The organism is Deinococcus sp. Arct2-2, assembly GCF_004801315.1.
Taxonomy (GTDB): Bacteria; Deinococcota; Deinococci; order Deinococcales; family Deinococcaceae; genus Deinococcus.
The window spans coordinates 35,669-51,695 of record NZ_SSNW01000001.1 but is presented as its reverse complement, the minus strand read 5'-3'; the positions used below and the strand labels follow the sequence as shown (position 1 = coordinate 51,695).

Sequence of the window (16,027 nt, the reverse complement as noted above, 5' to 3'; positions counted from 1 at the left end):
GGTGAACCGAACCTAGAGATCCAAAACCACAGCCTACTCTGCCGCGATGTCAGCCTTGGCGTCTTCCAGCTTGTGTCCCTCACCGTGCGTCATGTCGGCCAGATTTTCGCGCAGTTCGGCCAACTTCTCTTCGCGGTCAACATTGGGGTCTAGGCCATTGGCGTCGGCATTCCCAGTGGCTCCCTGCATGCCGTCTTCTACAATTTCGTTCTGGTCTTCACGCTGGCTCTGCTCGGGTTGGGTCATACCTGAGCCTGACCTGCTTCCATGAAGGCCAGCCGGGAAAAGGGTCAATGTGGCATTCATGGACGGCGGGGAAGAGAACACCGAACTCAGCGCCCGCACGCTGACGCCGCCCGCCGCCACCGCAGCCTGAACCAAGCGCAGCCGCACCGAATTGGGGGTGTGGGCAAACACGCGCAGCATGGTGCGGGCCACAGCGGGCGTAGGCGTGCGCGGGGCCAAAAAGGCGTGCCAGTGCGTGGCAGGTAGTCTAAAAAACGATTGGAAAAATGCGGGGAGGCCGTCTGCTGGAAGCCTGAGGAGGGCGTCCAGTCCCATCAGACCCAGTTCGCGGGCGGCGCGGCGCTCTGGCGGCCAAAGCGCGTGCCACGCGGCTTGGGTGGCTGCTTCTCCATCGGGCAGGGCGTCGGCCATGGCCTGCGCTACCGCTGGAGCATCGGCCAGCGCCCCAGACACCTGAAACCCGCTGACCGGATGCACCAAGCCGCCCGCCGCGCCGAACGCCAACACCGGGCCGGGTTCGGGGGCCGCCGTATTCATGGGGAAAGCCACCCACTCGGTAAATTCTACGTTGCTGGGAGGCGTGCCAGCCGCGTTCAGGCGGGCGTGAAGGCGGGCCTCCAGCTCGGTGCGGGTCAGGCCGGGGCGGGCCACCAGACTGGTCTCCTGCACGAAGTACCTCTGCCCGCCGAGGTGCATGGCATACAGGAAGGTAGGGGCGGCATCCGGCAGCAAATTGGAAGGCTGCCGCCAGTCCATCCAGACCATCGCGCCGGGTGCGCTGGGTGGGTGGGCAAAAGTGGCCGTGATGCCGTAAGCCGTTTGCAAGGCTGCGCCGCCGGGATGAGTAGGGTGCGTGAGTGTTCCGCCGTGCCCGCCTGCATCCACAATTACGCGGGCGGGCCAGCGTTCGCCCGCCGCGCCGTGCGCCAGCAGCAACGCACCGGGGATAGAACGCGGATCGGCACGAAGGACAGTGCCGTGCGTCCAAGTCAGCTTCTTTCCGGCACGGGCCAGCATGGACTCCAGCAGCGCGGTGTTGTCGAGCAGCGCATAGGGGCGGGTCAGTGCAGTGGCCTTCGGCCCGGTATAGGCCCGCACATCGGCCCAGACGTCGGCAGTGCAGGCGCGTGCCCAAGCGGGCAATTCGTCTAGCCACGCACCGTAAGTGGGCGCAAAACGCTGGGGCGGATGCGGAGCTATAAGGCGCACTTGCAGGCCGCGCACCGCCAGTTCAGCCGCTAGCGCCACACCTGCCGGGCCGCCGCCGATCACCAAGACATCGGTCATCGGGCTGTCTTTGGTGGGCGTGGCTTGTAGGGGGAGTGCCGCCGTGTCGTGCTGCATTCATTCCAGCCTAGCGCGGGGCAGGCGGGCGGGAGTGTGGGGATTGATTCTGGGGGAGTGAGAGGGTGATTGTCTAAGGGTCTAGGGTCGAAGGGTCTAAGGAAGGGTGAAAGGGCAATCGCTGGCGCTCACTCACCCCCTCCCAGCCTCCCCCCTCAAGGGGGAGGAGATACACCAAAGTTCCAGTTCTTGCCTTTAGCCCTCGCCCCCAGTCCACCGCCAGAACATCAGCAAATGCTCAAGGCCCGCGCAGGCTTCGGCTAAGGCCGGAGTGTGCCCCAAGTGCCCGCAATTTGCCGCTGCACCCGCTAGCGTTGAGGCATGTTCAAGGCCACTGCGTCCTCTTCTCGCCCCACCGCCCGCCCTCGCCGCGCCCGCCAAGCCGCGCTGATGCTAGGCGCTTTGTCGCTGCCCCTCCTCATCGCCGCCTGCTCGCCGCAAAACGCGCAGGGAACCCTGAACCGCGTCGTGTCTACCAGTGGCCTGACCGTGAAATACGATCAACGCTACGGCCCCGAGACCCGCAATGTGCTGGACGTGTATTCGCCCGAAGGTGTGACCAACGCGCCCGTCGTGCTGTTTATTCACGGCGGCTCTTGGGAAGGCGGCGACAAGGAAGGTCACAAGTTTGCAGGCGAGTCTTTGGCCCGCGCCGGGTACGTGACAGGCGTGATGAATTACCGCCTCGCCCCCACCAACCGCTACCCCAGCTACGTGCAGGACGCTGCCGCCGCCCTGAAATGGATGCGCGACAACGCCAAAGCTGTGGGCGGCAACCCCGATAATTTGTTCGTGGTGGGCCACTCGGCGGGCGGGTTCAATGCTGTAGAAGCGGTGGACAACGAACGCTGGCTGCGAGAAGCGGGCGTACCGATTTCCAGCGTGCGCGGCGTGATCGGCATTGCCGGGCCGTACTCCTACGACTTCCGCGATTTCCCCAGCGCCCGCGCCTTCCCTGTAGGCGGCAACCCCGACGACATCATGCCCGACCGCCATGTCCGCAAAGATGCGCCCCCGCACCTGCTGTTGGTAGCCGAAAACGACAGCGTGGTGTACCCGATGAACGCCGTGAACATGGAAGCGGCCCTGAAAGCGGCAGGCATTCCGGTGACGCGCAACGTGATTCCCCGCGTAAACCACGTCACGATTATGGCGGCGGTGGCGCGGCCTCTGACCTTTTTGGGCAATACCCGTCAGCAAGCGATTGACTTTATCGAGAAGTACCGGGTGCGGTAAGGAACGTCTAAGGCTCTAGGGTCTGAGGGTCTAAGAAGGGCGAAAGCACCTACTAGACCCTCTAAACCGTCGCGCCTTCTCTCGGCTGCGGCACCAGCTGACGCCAGCTTTGCACATTGCCGACTTGCACGGTCACGAAGCGCTCCAGCGCCCGCCACAGCATGGCCCGCTGTTCGGTGGGCACGGGCGCTTCTATGCTGGCCCTCACGCTACGGCGCACCACATAGCGCACGAAATCTAAGGATTCGGGTGGGTAAGCGGGCAGGCTGGCGCAGTTGCCACACAGCATTTGGCCGCCTAGGGGGTCTGGGTGCGCGGGCTGATCTGCGCCGCAACGGGCGCAGCGGGCCGTTTGCGCCACGAATCCGGCAAGGCCCAGCAACTTAAAGCCCATCACCAGCGCCACCCATTCCGGATCAGGCTGATGAGAGATGCCGCGCAAGGCCCCAGCGAACAGTTCAAACGCTTGTTCGGTAAACTCGCCTTCCTGAAACAGCGCGTCAGCCAATTCTGCCATCAGGTGGGCAAAGGCGTAGCGCTCCGGCTCGGCTAGCTTGGGCAACGCGCCTTCCAGTACGGCTTGCTGCACGCTGGCAAGGTCAGATTGCGGCGTTTGGTAAATCTGGATGCCCACATGGTGAAACAGGTTCAGACGGCTGGCGAGTGGCCCGCGCACGCCGCCCCGCGCAATGGCCTTCAGTTTGCCCTGCGGTGTCAGCAGCGTGACGATAATGTCGCCCGCAGGCGTGACCCGGCGGCGAATAACGATGCCGCTGCGGTTGGCGGTTCTTGACCTCATAAAGAATTGCGATGAGTCGGAGACGCATCCGAGCAGAGCGAGTAACAAAAAGTACGGGCTGGCGGAGATGGACGGGCATCCGGCGTCTTCCCGGATGAACGGTAATCGAAGCAAGTCCGTATCACCGGCCTAGTCTAGTGCGGCAGCGGGGCAGAAACGGGGCGGGGAGGCACGGTTGGGGCGGGGAGAGTTGATCTGGGTTGGAAGGTGAACCCCCCCGTTGCTGGCGCAACGCCCCCCTTAAAGGGGAGGACAACTGCTGTTGCGCTCCCCTTTAAGGGGGCTGGCTGCGAAGCAGACTGGGGGGTTTGCCCGTCGCAAGCCGTGCTCAAGCCCACCTTCCGCCCACCAAAGCTCCGCTTAAACTGATAAGCATGAAGGATCACCGCCCCCAAGACCACAGCGTGCGCGACTTGCTGCGCGAACTGTTTCCAGAGACGCACCGGGAACTGTTTGGGCACGAAGCCGACGCCACACACCCGGCCCCGCCGCCGCTGACGTTAGGCCTTTATCCGGTGGCCGATGGGCGGTTGGCGCTGGTGCAAGGCGACCAACTGGCCGAATTTACGCCGCTAGACCCGAAAGCCCGCAACGCCCTCCACTGCGACCTGTGCCATTACACCCGCTCGCGCACCGAAGCGGCGCTGTACCGAGTGCATGTGGCCGCCCGCCGCACCCGCTACGTCACTCTCTGCACAGGTACGCAGTCTTGCCAGCAACGTGCCGGACGCTCGGGTCTAGAGCGGCTCGCCCACCGAATCTTCCCCATCGAACCCATTTCCCCGGACGAACGGTGAGCCTGCTGACCTGACCCTCCTCTGACGTGGTATCAAGAAAACGGCAAGCTGTGTCAGATTTGGGTCAATCGCCTTTTGCTTAAGCTGGCAGAATGGAAGCATTCTGGGCCGAACTCAGGCTGATGCAGGGACTACTGGCGGCCTTCGTGCTCAGCGGCACAATCGGCTGGGAGCGCGAAAGTCGCAACCGCAGCGCGGGCCTCCGCACGCATATTCTGGTGGGCGTGAGCGCCGCGCTATTTATGGTACTGGGCGAATCGTTGGTCAATTCCTTTGCCAAAGAAGACAATCAGGTGCGCTTCGACCTGATCGGGATTCTGGGGGCGGTGGTCAGCGGCGTCAGCTTTCTGGGCGCGGGAGCCATTTTTTCGGATCGGCACGGCGAGGGGGCCAAAGGCCTGACCACCGCAGCGGGCCTGCTGGCAACGGCAGGGATTGGCGTGGCGTGCGGCCTGCATTTATACGTGCTGGCGACTGGAGCCACCGCCCTGTTTTTGCTGACGCTGGGCGTACTGTGGCGACTGACAGAGTGGGAAAATCAGCGGAGTGGCAAGGACGGAGCACAGAATTCGGAACGGAAACGGGAAGAGCAGAACGGCTGAGGGGTGGGGCGTGGAATAAAGAAAGGAGTCTTAGGATCTAAAAACTGGTTGGCTCGCGCTGAGCGCCGTCGCCCCGGCGCCTTTAGCCCCAGCGATGCAAAATGTTTTCCGGCCTACGCCAAAGCATCGGATCTATAACATTTGCCCCTTGTCAGCCCGCCGCAGATTGTATACAGTATCCACAATGAGCCTGCCTGCATTGAATTTGTCTGGCCTGTCCTTCGCCCGCCCGACGCTGGTGCGCGACGGGGTGTATGACCATTTGCGGCGGGTGGTACTGGACGGCGATCTGCTGCCCGGCGAGCGGCTGGGCGAAGTGGAATTGGGCGAGAAGTTGGGCGTGAGCCGTACCCCGATTCGGGAAGCCCTGATGCGCCTTGTGCAAGATGGATTGTTGGTGGCCGAGGCCAACAAAGGCGTGCGCGTGCGAACCATGACGGCGGCTGAGGCCCGTGACGCCTACGTGGTGCGCGAAGAATTGGATGGATTGGCCGCAGCGTTGGCTGCCGCGCAGCACACCCCCGCCGATGCCGACGCTCTCCGAACGGCGCTGCACGACCTGAATGCCTCGCCAGACGGCGAATACCGCACGCAGACCCGGCTGGATTTGGCCTTTCACCGGGCCATTACGCAGGGCGCACGCAATGGGGCGCTCAGCGACCTGGCCCGCGACCTAGAGCAGCGTGTGGCCCTGATCAAGCACCAGACCCGCACCTACAACGCCCACCCCGAAACGGCTGCCCAGCACGCCGCCATCCTGAAAGCCATTTTGGCCCGCGACGCGGATCAAGCCAGAGCCGCCGCCCGCCTGCATGTCCGAACCTTCGCCGCCCTCGTGATGCACAACCTTGGAGAACTCGCATGATTGACCAGCTCTACCGCAAAGCCGTCCTAACCGTTTCAGGCCAAAAGCAGATCGAATCCCTCGTACGCTCGCGGGGCTGGAGCGTGGCCCAGCGCTTTGTGGCAGGCGAGAGTGCCCAGACCGCCATCGCCGCCGTAGGCGAACTGGCCGCCGACGGGATTCTGAGCAACCTCGATTTGTTGGGCGAGTTCGTGGCCTCGCCCGAAAAGGCCAATGAGTTTGCGGGCCAAGTGCTGCACCTGCTGGACGCTGCCCGCGCCGAGGGCATCAAGCCGTATGTGAGCGTGAAACTGAGCAGCATCGGGCAGGGCCAAACCGTGGACGGCCAAGATTTGGGCCTGACCAACGCCCGCCGGAGTATCGGCAAGGCCAAGGAATACGGCGGCTTCGTGTGCTTAGACATGGAAGACCACCCCCGCGTAGACCAGACGCTGGAGCAATTCCGTGTGCTGGTGGGCGAATTTGGGGCGCAGCATGTGGGCACGGTGCTGCAAAGCTACCTGTACCGCGCCGAAGCTGACCGCGCCAGCCTCGATGATCTACGCCCCAATCTGCGAATCGTGAAGGGCGCTTACCTTGAACCCGAATCGGTAGCGATGCCCGTGAAAGCCGACGTGGACGCCAATTACCGCAAATTGGTTTACGCGCACCTGAAGGCGGGCAACTACGTGAATGTCGCCACGCACGACGAAACCATCATTGCCGACGTGCAGCACTTCGTATTGGCGCACGGCATTTCCAAAGATGCGTTTGAGTTCCAGATGTTGTACGGCATTCGCCGCGACTTGCAAAAAGAACTGGCCGCGCAAGGCTACCGTGTGCGGGCTTACATCCCGTATGGCCGCGACTGGTACGCCTATTTCAGCCGCCGCATTGCCGAGCGTCCGGCGAACGTGATGTTCGTCTTGCGCGGCATGCTGAAGGGGTGAGTGACGGTTGAGGTTTGGGGAAGTCTAAGGGTCTAGGGTCTAAGGGACTAAGAAGGGCAAGGGCCGTGCTGGACATCTGTTCTGATGGCATGGCCCATCCGAAAACCCACTGACCCAGCACCTTAGACCCTTGACCTTTAGACCCTTAGACACACCCTACACGCCGTCTCAACCAACTTTCTCAGCCGTCAAATCCACCCAAAAACCCACCGCCCCAGCACCTTAGACCCTTAAACCTTCCCCGCAGGAGCCACCATGCTGAAAATCCAAGAGTACCGCCCCGAATCGTTCATCGACTTTACGCAGGCCGACAACGTGGCCGCCTATCAGGCCGCTCTCAAAAAAGTCCGGGCCGAACTTGTGGGCAAGCATTACCCGCTGATTATCGACGGCGTGCGCGTGGATACCGCTGAAAAGCTGGAATCCATCAATCCCTGCGATACGTCCGAGATTGTGGGCAGCACGGCCAAAGCCACTGTAGACGACGCGCAAAAGGCGCTGGACGGCGCGTGGAAGGCGTTCGAGTCGTGGAAAAAGTGGACGCCCGACGCCCGCGCCCGCATTTTGCTGAAGGCCAGCGCCCTCCTGAAAGCCCGCCGCCTAGAAGCCTGCGCCCTGATGAGCATCGAAGTGGGCAAAAACTACGCCGAGGCCGATGTAGAAGTGGCCGAAGCGATTGATTTCCTCGAATATTACGCCCGCACTGCCATGAAATATTCTGGCTTTGGGGCCGCCGACACCACCTGGTACGAAGGCGAGGAAAACGGGCTGATGTTCATGCCCATCGGCGTGGGCGTCTCCATCAGCCCGTGGAACTTTCCCTGCGCGATCTATCTGGGCATGCTGGCCGCGCCCATCGTGGCGGGCAACTGCGTGATCGCCAAACCCGCCGAAGATTCGGGCCTCATTGCCGGATTCGTGACCGACATCATGCTGGAAGCGGGCCTGCCTGCCGGAGTGCTGCAATTCCTGCCCGGTGTGGGCGAGGAAGTAGGCGAGTACCTGACCACGCACGCCAAGACGCGCTTTATCACCTTCACGGGGTCACGCGGCGTGGGCCTGCACATCAACGAAGTGGCCGCTAAAGTGCAACCTACTCAAAAGTGGATCAAAAAGGTCATTCTGGAACTCGGCGGCAAAGACGGCATGATCGTGGACGAGACGGCGGATATTGAAACCGCCGTGACCGCCGCCGTGCAGGGCGCGTTCGGCTTCAACGGCCAAAAGTGCAGCGCCATGAGCCGCCTGATCGTGGTGGACAGCGTGTACGAAGAGGTTGTGGGCCAGTTTGTAGAACGCGCCGGGAAGCTGCGGGTGGGCACAGGCGAAGACAACGCCAACGTGACCGCTGTGGTCAACGAAGAATCCTTCGAGAAAATCGGCAAATACATCGGCATCGGCAAGGGCGAGGCCAAGTTGCTGCTGGGCGGCGAAACCCCCGGCGAACACGGCGGCAAGCGGGGTTACTACGTGCAGCCCACCATCTTTGGCGACGTGCCCGCGGACGCCCGCATTGCACAGGAGGAAATCTTCGGGCCAGTCATCTCGGTGATCCGCGCCCGCGACTGGGATCACGCGCTGGACATCGCCAATACCACCGAATATGGCCTGACCGGGGGCGTGTGCAGCCGTGACCGCGCCCGCTTGGAGCAAGCCCGTCACGAATTCGAGGCTGGGAACCTGTACTTCAACCGCAAGATTACGGGGGCCATCGTGGGCGTGCAGCCCTTCGGCGGCTACAACATGAGCGGCACCGACAGCAAGGCGGGCGGCCCGGATTACCTCGCCAACTTTATGCAACTAAAAACGGTGACGGAACGCTGGTAAGGCTGCGGCCTAAGCCCAAATCTGGTTGTCCGAATGCCCCCATTCTTGCCTGCTCTCACAGGTTAGGAATGGGGCATCTGCTTTGAAATGAAACTGAATTCACGGCTCTTGTCGAAAAACTCAGGCTTGTAGGGCGCTTCTGTAGACTTTTATAAACTCAGTTCAATTCTGTCTAGACAAATATAAATGAACTGCTGACCTGCGGCATAGCATCCGGCCCAAGTTCCACATTGATTTCGGTTCCCAAGCTCACGGTCTGCTCTGCACTGACCGTTGGCATGGGTCTTTCTTTCATTCACCCGTTTGATTCGAGGAGAAGTCTGATGTCACTGAACCGTGCCCTGCTTGCTGCCACCCTCGCCCTCTCGCTGGCCGCCTGCTCTCAGCAGAATGCCGCTGTGCCCGACGCCAGCACGCCGGACTTGTCTTCCAGTGGCAACTATCTGGTGGGCTTCAAGGAGAACCCGCTCAGCGCCCAGAACTTAGATGCACAGAGCTTAGATGCACAGGCGCTTGAGGCTCAGGCCGTGTTGCAGGCGCAGGCGGTGACTGCCGCTGGGGGAACGCTCAAGCAGCAGTGGGCCGACATCAGCGCCGCCGCCGTTCAGTTGTCTCCTTCTGCGCTGGCGGCACTCAAGGCCAATCCGAACGTGGAATATGTAGAGCTGGAAGCCGTGCATCACGCGCTGGGCTGGCCAAGTGGCAGCCTGACCCGCGAAGGCAGCAGCCCCGCTCTGTCCTCTCAGGCCTTGAAGGCACAGGCCATCTTCAATCCCAGCGGTGAGTACACTTGGGGCGACAACGCGCTGAAAGTGCCTCAACTGCGGGCCAGCAACTACACCGGGGCAGGCGTCGCGGTGTGTGTGGGCGACACGGGCATCGACGCCACCCACCCGGAATTTGCACGCAAGCTAAAGGGATACAAGAACTTCGTGACCACCGATGCCAACCGCGAAGACCCCTACAAACTGAATGACGTGGACGGGCACGGCACGCACGTGGCCGGAACCGTGTTTGCCCAGCTGGGCGCAGGGACGGGCGCGGCAGCCAGACAACCCGGTATGGACGCGAACGGTGTGGTGGGCGTGGCAACGGGCGTGAACCTGTACATGGCCCGCGTGCTGGGCGACAGCGGCAGCGGCAGCAGCAGCGGCATCATCAACGGCGTGAACTGGTGCGCGGCGCAGCTGAAGTCTCAGGGCGGCACGGAAAACAAAGTCGTGGTCAGCCTGTCTCTGGGCGGGGGCCGCGCCAGCCAGACCGAGCAGCGGGCCTACACCGCCGCCTATAACAAAGGCGTGCTGATCGTGGCCGCCACAGGCAACGACGGCGCGGCGGTTTCTTATCCGGCGGCTTATACCAACGTGGTAGGTGTGGGCGCAACCGATGCCGACAATGCCAAGGCCAGTTTCAGCAACTTCGGCACGCAAGTCGATCTGGTCGGCCCCGGCGTAGGCGTCCTGAGCAGCGTTCCGCTGGGCAAAGGTACCGCTGCCAACGTGACCGCACTGGGCCGCAGCTTTGCCGAAGTGACCAGCGCTGACCTGAGCGGCAAGGGAAGCGTGACGGGCACAGTAGCCGTCGCGGGCGGCACCAACAACGAATTTTGCGGCACCACCGCCAGCAGTGCGGCCATCAACGGCAAGATTGCCCTGATCAAGCGTGGCACCTGCACCTTTGAGGAAAAAACCGCCAACGCCGTCCGCAACGGCGCAACGGGCGTCCTGATCTACAACAACGCACTGGGCGCACCCGGCATCGGCCTGACCAACGCCTACACCGTTCCCGTGGTGGGCATTACGCAAACCGACGGTGAGGCGCTGCTGGCCGCTGGCGCACCTACCGCTACCCTGAGCGTGACGGGCGCAGATTACGCCTACTTCGACGGCACCAGCATGGCCACGCCGCACGTCAGCGCCGCCGCCGCCGTGGTCTGGGCCGCCAAACCCACCCTCACCAATACCGGACTGCTGAACCTGCTCACCACTACCGCCACCGATTTAGGCACGGCAGGCAAAGACAACAACTTCGGGCACGGACTGGTGAATCCATTGAAGGCCATCACCGGGCAGTAAGCCCCGGCTGACATGCCCCGCCTCTCTGCCTGCTACGCTGCGGGCAGGGAGGCGACTGCTATGGGACTACTATTTCTGCTGCTGTTCTTGGGAGTGATGGCCTACTTTGCCCGCCAACAAGCCCGCCTGAACCGGGCGATGGACGACAACCACGATTCGAGGCGTGAGGCTGGGTACGTCGGCCCGAATGTGCATGGCCCGACCTAAATCTAAACTCAAATTTCTACCCTGAACCTGCCCTGTGGCGGGTTTTTTCTTGTTAAAAGGATGACCCAGCCAGCAACTCATCCACAATGAGCGCCCCGCCCAGAATGGCCGGGATGCCGCCGCCCGGGTGCACGCCGGTGCCTACCTGCCACAGCCGGGGCGAGAGGCGGTAAGGCTGGGGATGCAGAGGGCCGCCGCGCCAGACCGGCGAGCCTAGGCTGTAAATTGCGCCGCCCGGATGGCCGCCCTGTGCGTAGTGGGCTGGGTCTAAAACGGATACAGCCGACGCCGAAGCCAGCAGCCCCGGTACATTCAACATCTCTTCTACACGCGCCAATTGCGCCCGTACCCAAGGATGATCCAGCTTGAGTGGGCGAGCGGTGGCCGGGGCAGTCAGCAACACCGCCAAGCGCGGCCCATCGGCGTGAACGAGGGCCAGCGTATCGGGTGGGAATGCCCCAGCACGCATGGCAGCGCGGAAGGTGGCAAAGTCGGTGGGCGGAATGATGCTGGTGGCGGGCAGAGGCACGGTCTGAGCAAACGCGGCATACACGGCCACGCCGCTGACCGTGCGCCGGGGCAAGGGCGAATGCACGGGCAAACCCCGCAACGCCGCCAGCCTTGCCGGGTCAATCGCGCTGACCAACAGATCGTGGCGGGCCACCTCTCCCCCGTCCAGCGTGAGAGTGACCGACGCCGCATCCAGCCGCCGTACCGCGCCCCGAAATTGCACGCCACGCGCCACGCAAAAACCCCGCAAGCTGTCCAGCAGCACGCCCATTCCCCCCGCTGGACGGCAGACATGACCCGCGATCAGGGCCGGAAGCAGGGCGTACAGGGCCGGGGCATCGGCGGGCGGCAGTCCGGCATTCAGGGCGTGGGTGCGGAGCGCGTGGGCCAACCCCGGATGCACCCGCCGCGCCCGAATCCAGCCCTCGGCGGTCAGGTGCGGCCCAGTAGCGCGTGCCAGCGCCGCACTCGCCCGCAGGAAAGCCGGGGAAGTAAAGCGGGGCGGCGTGGTCAGCAGCGTTTCTACGTGCGGCGCAACCGGGGCCGCCGCCGCACACACCCGCAGCCAGTCGGCGTATAGCGCATGACCGGGCGGCACAGGCAACGGCACTGAGCCAAACGGCGTGTGATGAAGGCCCAAGCCACCCGGCAGCGGGCGCAAGTCCAGCAGGTCTGAACCTTCCTTCAGGCGGGCCAGAACCCTGTGCCATACGCCGGGAAAGGTGAACAGGCTGGGGCCGGTGTCGAAACTCAGGCCACCTACGTCTATGCGCCTAAGCTTTCCGCCCAAGCGGTCTGCTTCGTACACAGTGACGCTGTGACCCCGCTGGGCCAACAGTGAGGCGAGCGCAAGGCCCGCCAAGCCGCCGCCGATGATGGCGGTAGTTGGACTAACCGGATCAGACACCTTCAATATCTTGGAAAAGGGCATTCGCTTTGCTCACCTACCCCCTCCCCAACCCTCCCCCATAAAGAGGGAGGGAGCAAAACCCAATGCTTGTCCACTGATGCATCTCTCTTCTCTCACCCCTGCCGTGCCAGCAAATACACCAACTGCACCCCCGCCACCGTGCCCACCAGCCAAGGCGACACGATGCTCAGCGGGTACAGGCGGGCGGCCCACTCCGGCGTGGGCATGCGGGAGAGGGCTAGGGCCATGCCGCCGCATACCGCCCACAAGGTCAGGGCCACCAGCCGACTTTCTCCCCAAAGGAGCGCCCCGGCCAGCGTGAACCAGACCAATGCATAGAAGGCCGTCCCCGCCGCGCCCAACGTTGTCGCCACCGTGCGTGTGCCGCCTTCCCGGTCTGCGGGAATGTCCTGCACGGCGTCGAAGGCGTGTTTGCCCACTGAATAGGCCATCAGCGCCAGCAAGGGCAGCAGCGGAACGGGGCCGCCCAGCACCAGCGCGGGCAATACCAGCGGCAGGGCGTAGGCCACGTTGCTCAGGCCGTCCAGCACCGGGTGGCCCTTGAAGCGCAGCGGCGGCACCGAGTAGGCCGCGAACAAGCCCGCCGATAACGCCAACACCAGCGACGCCGCGGGCGGGAGCAGCCACGCCAGCGCCAGCAAAAACGGCAAGTTCACGGCCAGAATCGCCGTCAGGAGGGGCGCACCTTCGCCCGACATCAGGCGTGCGCCTTGCCAGCCGCCTTTGCGCCCACTGCGGGCATCTTCGGCCCGGTCAGACAAGTCGTTCAGGCCGTAAATGAGCAGGTTGAAGGGAAGCGTGAAATACAGCAGCAGCGCCCAAAGTTCTAGATGGAGAGTGTACAGATGCCCGCTGAGCCACAGCCCCGTAATGAGCGTGCCCACCGTATTGACCCACAGCGCCGGACGCGACACCGCCAACAGCCGGGAGAGCGGCAGCAGCGCAGGGCGCGGAACGGAACGCAGGCGGGGCACCATATCAGCCCCTATTCTAGCGGCGCAACGTGGGCCAGCCGTCCCGAAAGTCTGCGGCTGCCTTGCCTTTCTGACCCGGCGTAAGCGCTAAACTGTTCCCTGATGCGGCTCGTTTCGTTTGTGCAAGTTTTACTGCTGCTGGCGCTGGCGGCTTACCTGCTCTTGGTGGCGCTGGAAAACCCGCAGGTGGTGCGGCTGCCCCTCCCCTTTGGACGCGGCGAACTGAGCCTGCCCGTAGGTGCGGCGGTGGCGCTGTTTTTGCTGACGGGGGCCGTGTACGCGGCCCTGCTGTTCGTTCCGCCCCTCTGGAACGTGCGGGCCAAGCGCAGGCGGGACGTGCGCGAACGCTCGGCGCTGGAAAACCGCTTGGCCGCCACGTTGCAGGCCCGCTTGGGAGCCATGACACCGGCCAATCTGGCTCCCGCCGCACCCACCGAATCAGAACAAGCGCAACAAGGAACCCAGCCATGAGTCCAGTCAAAACAAAAACCGCCCCCGAACCGCGCTGGCTGCTGGCCCCGCCTGCCAGCCGTGAAGAACTGCTGGACGTGATGCGGGCTTGGCGCGTGTCTCCGCCGCTGGCACAAGTGCTGCACGGGCGCGGCCTGACCCGCGAACTGCTTGACCCCCCGCTGACGCTGACGCCTAACCCGGCCTTGGTTGAGGCAGCGCAGCGAATAGTGAAAGCGGTAGCCGCTAACAAACGTATCCGGATTCACGGCGATTACGACGCTGACGGCGTGACCGCAACGGCGATTCTGGTGCTGGGGCTGCGGCAAGTCGGGGCCAATGTGCACGGCTTTATTCCGCACCGCCTGAACGAAGGTTACGGCGTACATCCTGACCGGGTAGAAGAACACGCCGATGCTGCCGACCTGCTGGTCACGGTGGACTGCGGCGTCAGCAATGTGGAGGAAGTGCGGGCGCTGATGGGCCGGGGCGTAGACGTGATCGTAACCGACCACCACGCGCCCGGCAAAGAGTTTCCCGCGACGTTGGTGGTTCACCCGCAACTGACCAGTGGCTACAACGGGGCGCTGCACAACCTGACCGGGGCGGGCGTGGCGTATCACTTGCTGTGGGCCATTTACACCGAGTTGGGCTTGCCCGAACCCCGGCCCCTCACGGCACTGGCAACGCTGGGCACGGTGGCCGACGTAGCCCCCTTGATCGGAGAAAACCGGGCGCTGGTGCGGGCCGGATTGCAGGAAATGGAGCGCACCATGCACCCCGGCCTGCGTGCCCTGATGGACACCAAGCAGGTGCGTCGCCCCACCGCCCGCGACGTGGCGTTTATTCTGGCTCCGCGCATCAATGCCGCCGGACGCTTGGGCGAGGCCGATATCGCGCTGCAATTGCTGACCACCGACAGCCAGCATGAGGCGGTCACCCTCGCGGCGTATTTGGAGACGCGCAACGCCGACCGCCGCGTGCTGCAAGACAAAATGTTCGAGCAGGCATTGGCGATTGCCGACCCTTCGGAACCCGCACTGGTGGTCACGCACGCCGATTGGCACGCGGGCGTCATGGGGATTGTGGCTAGCAAATTGGTGGAGACCTACCACAAGCCCGTGTACATCATCGCGCAGGGCAAAGGCTCGGTGCGGAGTACGCCCGGAATTAGCGCGGTGCAGGGCCTCCGCGACAGCGAACATCTGCTGAAGCGTTTCGGTGGACATCCCGGCGCGGCAGGCTTTTCTATTGCGCCCGAAAATATTGGGGCCTTTCGTGACCGGATTCACGCCTATGCGCGGCAATTCCCGACGCCTGTGCCAACCGTTTTGCTAGACGCGCCCCTGCCCACGCTGGGGGCGACAATGGACTTGGTGGCCGAGGCCGCCAGCTTCGAACCCTACGGCGAAGGCCACCGCCCCCCGCTCTGGCATGTGCGCGATACCCTCACCGACACGCGCCTCGTGGGCAAACGCGGCGACAGCCTGCAATTCCGGGTGGGGCCACTGAAGGGCGTGAAATACGGCGAAACCGACGCCACACCCGGAAGCCGCGACCTTGCCACACAATTGGTGCTGAACGAATTCCGGGGCAAAGTGAATCTAGAGTTGCACGGCCAAGCGTTGCGCCTGCCTGCTTCTTTGGGGCTGGAAGGAATGGATGCGGCAACGGCCCTCTCCCCCACCCCGCGCCTAGATCCCAAAGAGGCCATGCAGCACCTGAAATCGGGGGCCAGCGCCTATGCACAGGGCGCGGTGGCCGACTACCTGAGCGGCAACGTGCCGGGCCTGACCCTGACCCGTCCAGGCGACCCGCACCCCGGCGGCGAACTGATCCTGTACGCCTTGCCCGCCGAATCCGACCTGCGAATGTGGGTCACGGCGGGGCGAGTGGCCTTTGCTTACGGCCCCAAAACACTGGCTGAACTGGAAGGCGCACTGACCCGGCATCACCTTGCCCCGCCGCCGCCCAACCCCATGCTAGACGCCACACAGGACGACGCGCATCTAGAGAGCGCCGCCGACGCCTACCGCCGCTGGCAATGGGCGCACCATCACCGCACGCTGGATGACGCGGGCTGGACGGCCAGTGTTCACGCCATGCTGGGGTTAGAGGTGCCTGAAGTGGGTAGGCCCGAAGCGGCGGAGCATGTATTGGCTGTGGCCGACGACTGAAATCAGTACCCGAAAGCCTACTTTCTTCGTGCTCGCTTCGCTCTAGTGACAGCCTAAC

At 63.6% G+C, this 16,027-nt stretch carries 14 protein-coding genes; 10 read left to right on the top strand and 4 right to left on the bottom strand.

The window, feature by feature from the left end:
* Positions 1–33 precede the first annotated feature (33 nt).
* On the bottom strand, positions 34–1,590 hold the full coding sequence (locus tag E7T06_RS00215; RefSeq protein WP_136363842.1) for a lycopene cyclase family protein: 1,557 nt from the start codon (positions 1,588–1,590) through the stop codon (positions 34–36).
* A 321-nt stretch (positions 1,591–1,911) separates the two neighbouring features.
* Here E7T06_RS00215 and E7T06_RS00210 point away from each other — a divergent pair, with 321 nt between their 5' ends.
* Positions 1,912–2,826 (top strand): alpha/beta hydrolase, encoded by a 915-nt coding sequence (locus E7T06_RS00210; RefSeq protein ID WP_136363841.1) that lies wholly within the window; start codon positions 1,912–1,914, stop codon positions 2,824–2,826.
* A 61-nt stretch (positions 2,827–2,887) separates the two neighbouring features.
* Here the strand turns inward: E7T06_RS00210 and recO are convergent, their stop codons facing one another.
* The gene (recO, locus tag E7T06_RS00205; RefSeq protein ID WP_136363840.1) at positions 2,888–3,625 is read right to left on the bottom strand and encodes a DNA repair protein RecO; all 738 of its coding nucleotides are present in this window, start codon (positions 3,623–3,625) and stop codon (positions 2,888–2,890) included.
* Between the two features lie 374 nt (positions 3,626–3,999).
* Here recO and E7T06_RS00200 point away from each other — a divergent pair, with 374 nt between their 5' ends.
* The 7 genes from E7T06_RS00200 to E7T06_RS21075 all read left to right on the top strand — a co-directional run bounded on the left by E7T06_RS00200 (position 4,000) and on the right by E7T06_RS21075 (position 10,927).
* Positions 4,000–4,422: a hypothetical protein gene (locus E7T06_RS00200; protein ID WP_136363839.1), complete on the top strand. Its 423-nt coding sequence runs from the start codon at positions 4,000–4,002 to the stop codon at positions 4,420–4,422.
* A 92-nt stretch (positions 4,423–4,514) separates the two neighbouring features.
* Positions 4,515–5,024, top strand: coding sequence for an MgtC/SapB family protein (locus E7T06_RS00195; protein ID WP_136363838.1), 510 nt, complete (start codon positions 4,515–4,517; stop codon positions 5,022–5,024).
* Between the two features lie 184 nt (positions 5,025–5,208).
* Positions 5,209–5,889 (top strand): GntR family transcriptional regulator, encoded by a 681-nt coding sequence (locus tag E7T06_RS00190; protein WP_136363837.1) that lies wholly within the window; start codon positions 5,209–5,211, stop codon positions 5,887–5,889.
* Positions 5,886–6,818, top strand: a complete 933-nt coding sequence (locus tag E7T06_RS00185; protein WP_136363836.1) for a proline dehydrogenase — start codon at positions 5,886–5,888, stop codon at positions 6,816–6,818. Before E7T06_RS00190 ends, E7T06_RS00185 begins: the two co-directional genes overlap by 4 nt.
* A gap of 255 nt (positions 6,819–7,073) precedes the next feature.
* A complete protein-coding gene (gene pruA / locus E7T06_RS00180; RefSeq protein ID WP_136363835.1) occupies positions 7,074–8,645 on the top strand; it encodes an L-glutamate gamma-semialdehyde dehydrogenase in 1,572 nt (523 codons plus the stop codon).
* A gap of 323 nt (positions 8,646–8,968) precedes the next feature.
* Complete coding sequence (locus E7T06_RS00175; protein WP_136363834.1) at positions 8,969–10,720, top strand: S8 family serine peptidase; 1,752 nt, start codon at positions 8,969–8,971, stop codon at positions 10,718–10,720.
* Positions 10,721–10,780: 60 nt separating this feature from the next.
* The gene (locus E7T06_RS21075; protein WP_168733303.1) at positions 10,781–10,927 is read left to right on the top strand and encodes a hypothetical protein; all 147 of its coding nucleotides are present in this window, start codon (positions 10,781–10,783) and stop codon (positions 10,925–10,927) included.
* A 52-nt stretch (positions 10,928–10,979) separates the two neighbouring features.
* On the opposite strand, the gene E7T06_RS00170 is transcribed toward E7T06_RS21075, so the two are convergent.
* A complete protein-coding gene (locus E7T06_RS00170) occupies positions 10,980–12,344 on the bottom strand; it encodes an FAD-dependent oxidoreductase (protein WP_240740763.1) in 1,365 nt (454 codons plus the stop codon).
* A 116-nt stretch (positions 12,345–12,460) separates the two neighbouring features.
* On the bottom strand, positions 12,461–13,345 hold the full coding sequence (locus E7T06_RS00165) for a UbiA family prenyltransferase (protein ID WP_205750759.1): 885 nt from the start codon (positions 13,343–13,345) through the stop codon (positions 12,461–12,463).
* A 99-nt stretch (positions 13,346–13,444) separates the two neighbouring features.
* On the opposite strand from E7T06_RS00165, the gene E7T06_RS00160 reads away from it, so the two are divergent.
* Entirely contained in the window at positions 13,445–13,813 is a 369-nt protein-coding gene (locus E7T06_RS00160) for a LapA family protein (RefSeq protein ID WP_136363832.1), read from the top strand.
* A complete protein-coding gene (gene recJ / locus E7T06_RS00155; RefSeq protein ID WP_136363831.1) occupies positions 13,810–15,969 on the top strand; it encodes a single-stranded-DNA-specific exonuclease RecJ in 2,160 nt (719 codons plus the stop codon). Before E7T06_RS00160 ends, recJ begins: the two co-directional genes overlap by 4 nt.
* The last annotated feature ends 58 nt before the right edge of the window (positions 15,970–16,027 follow it).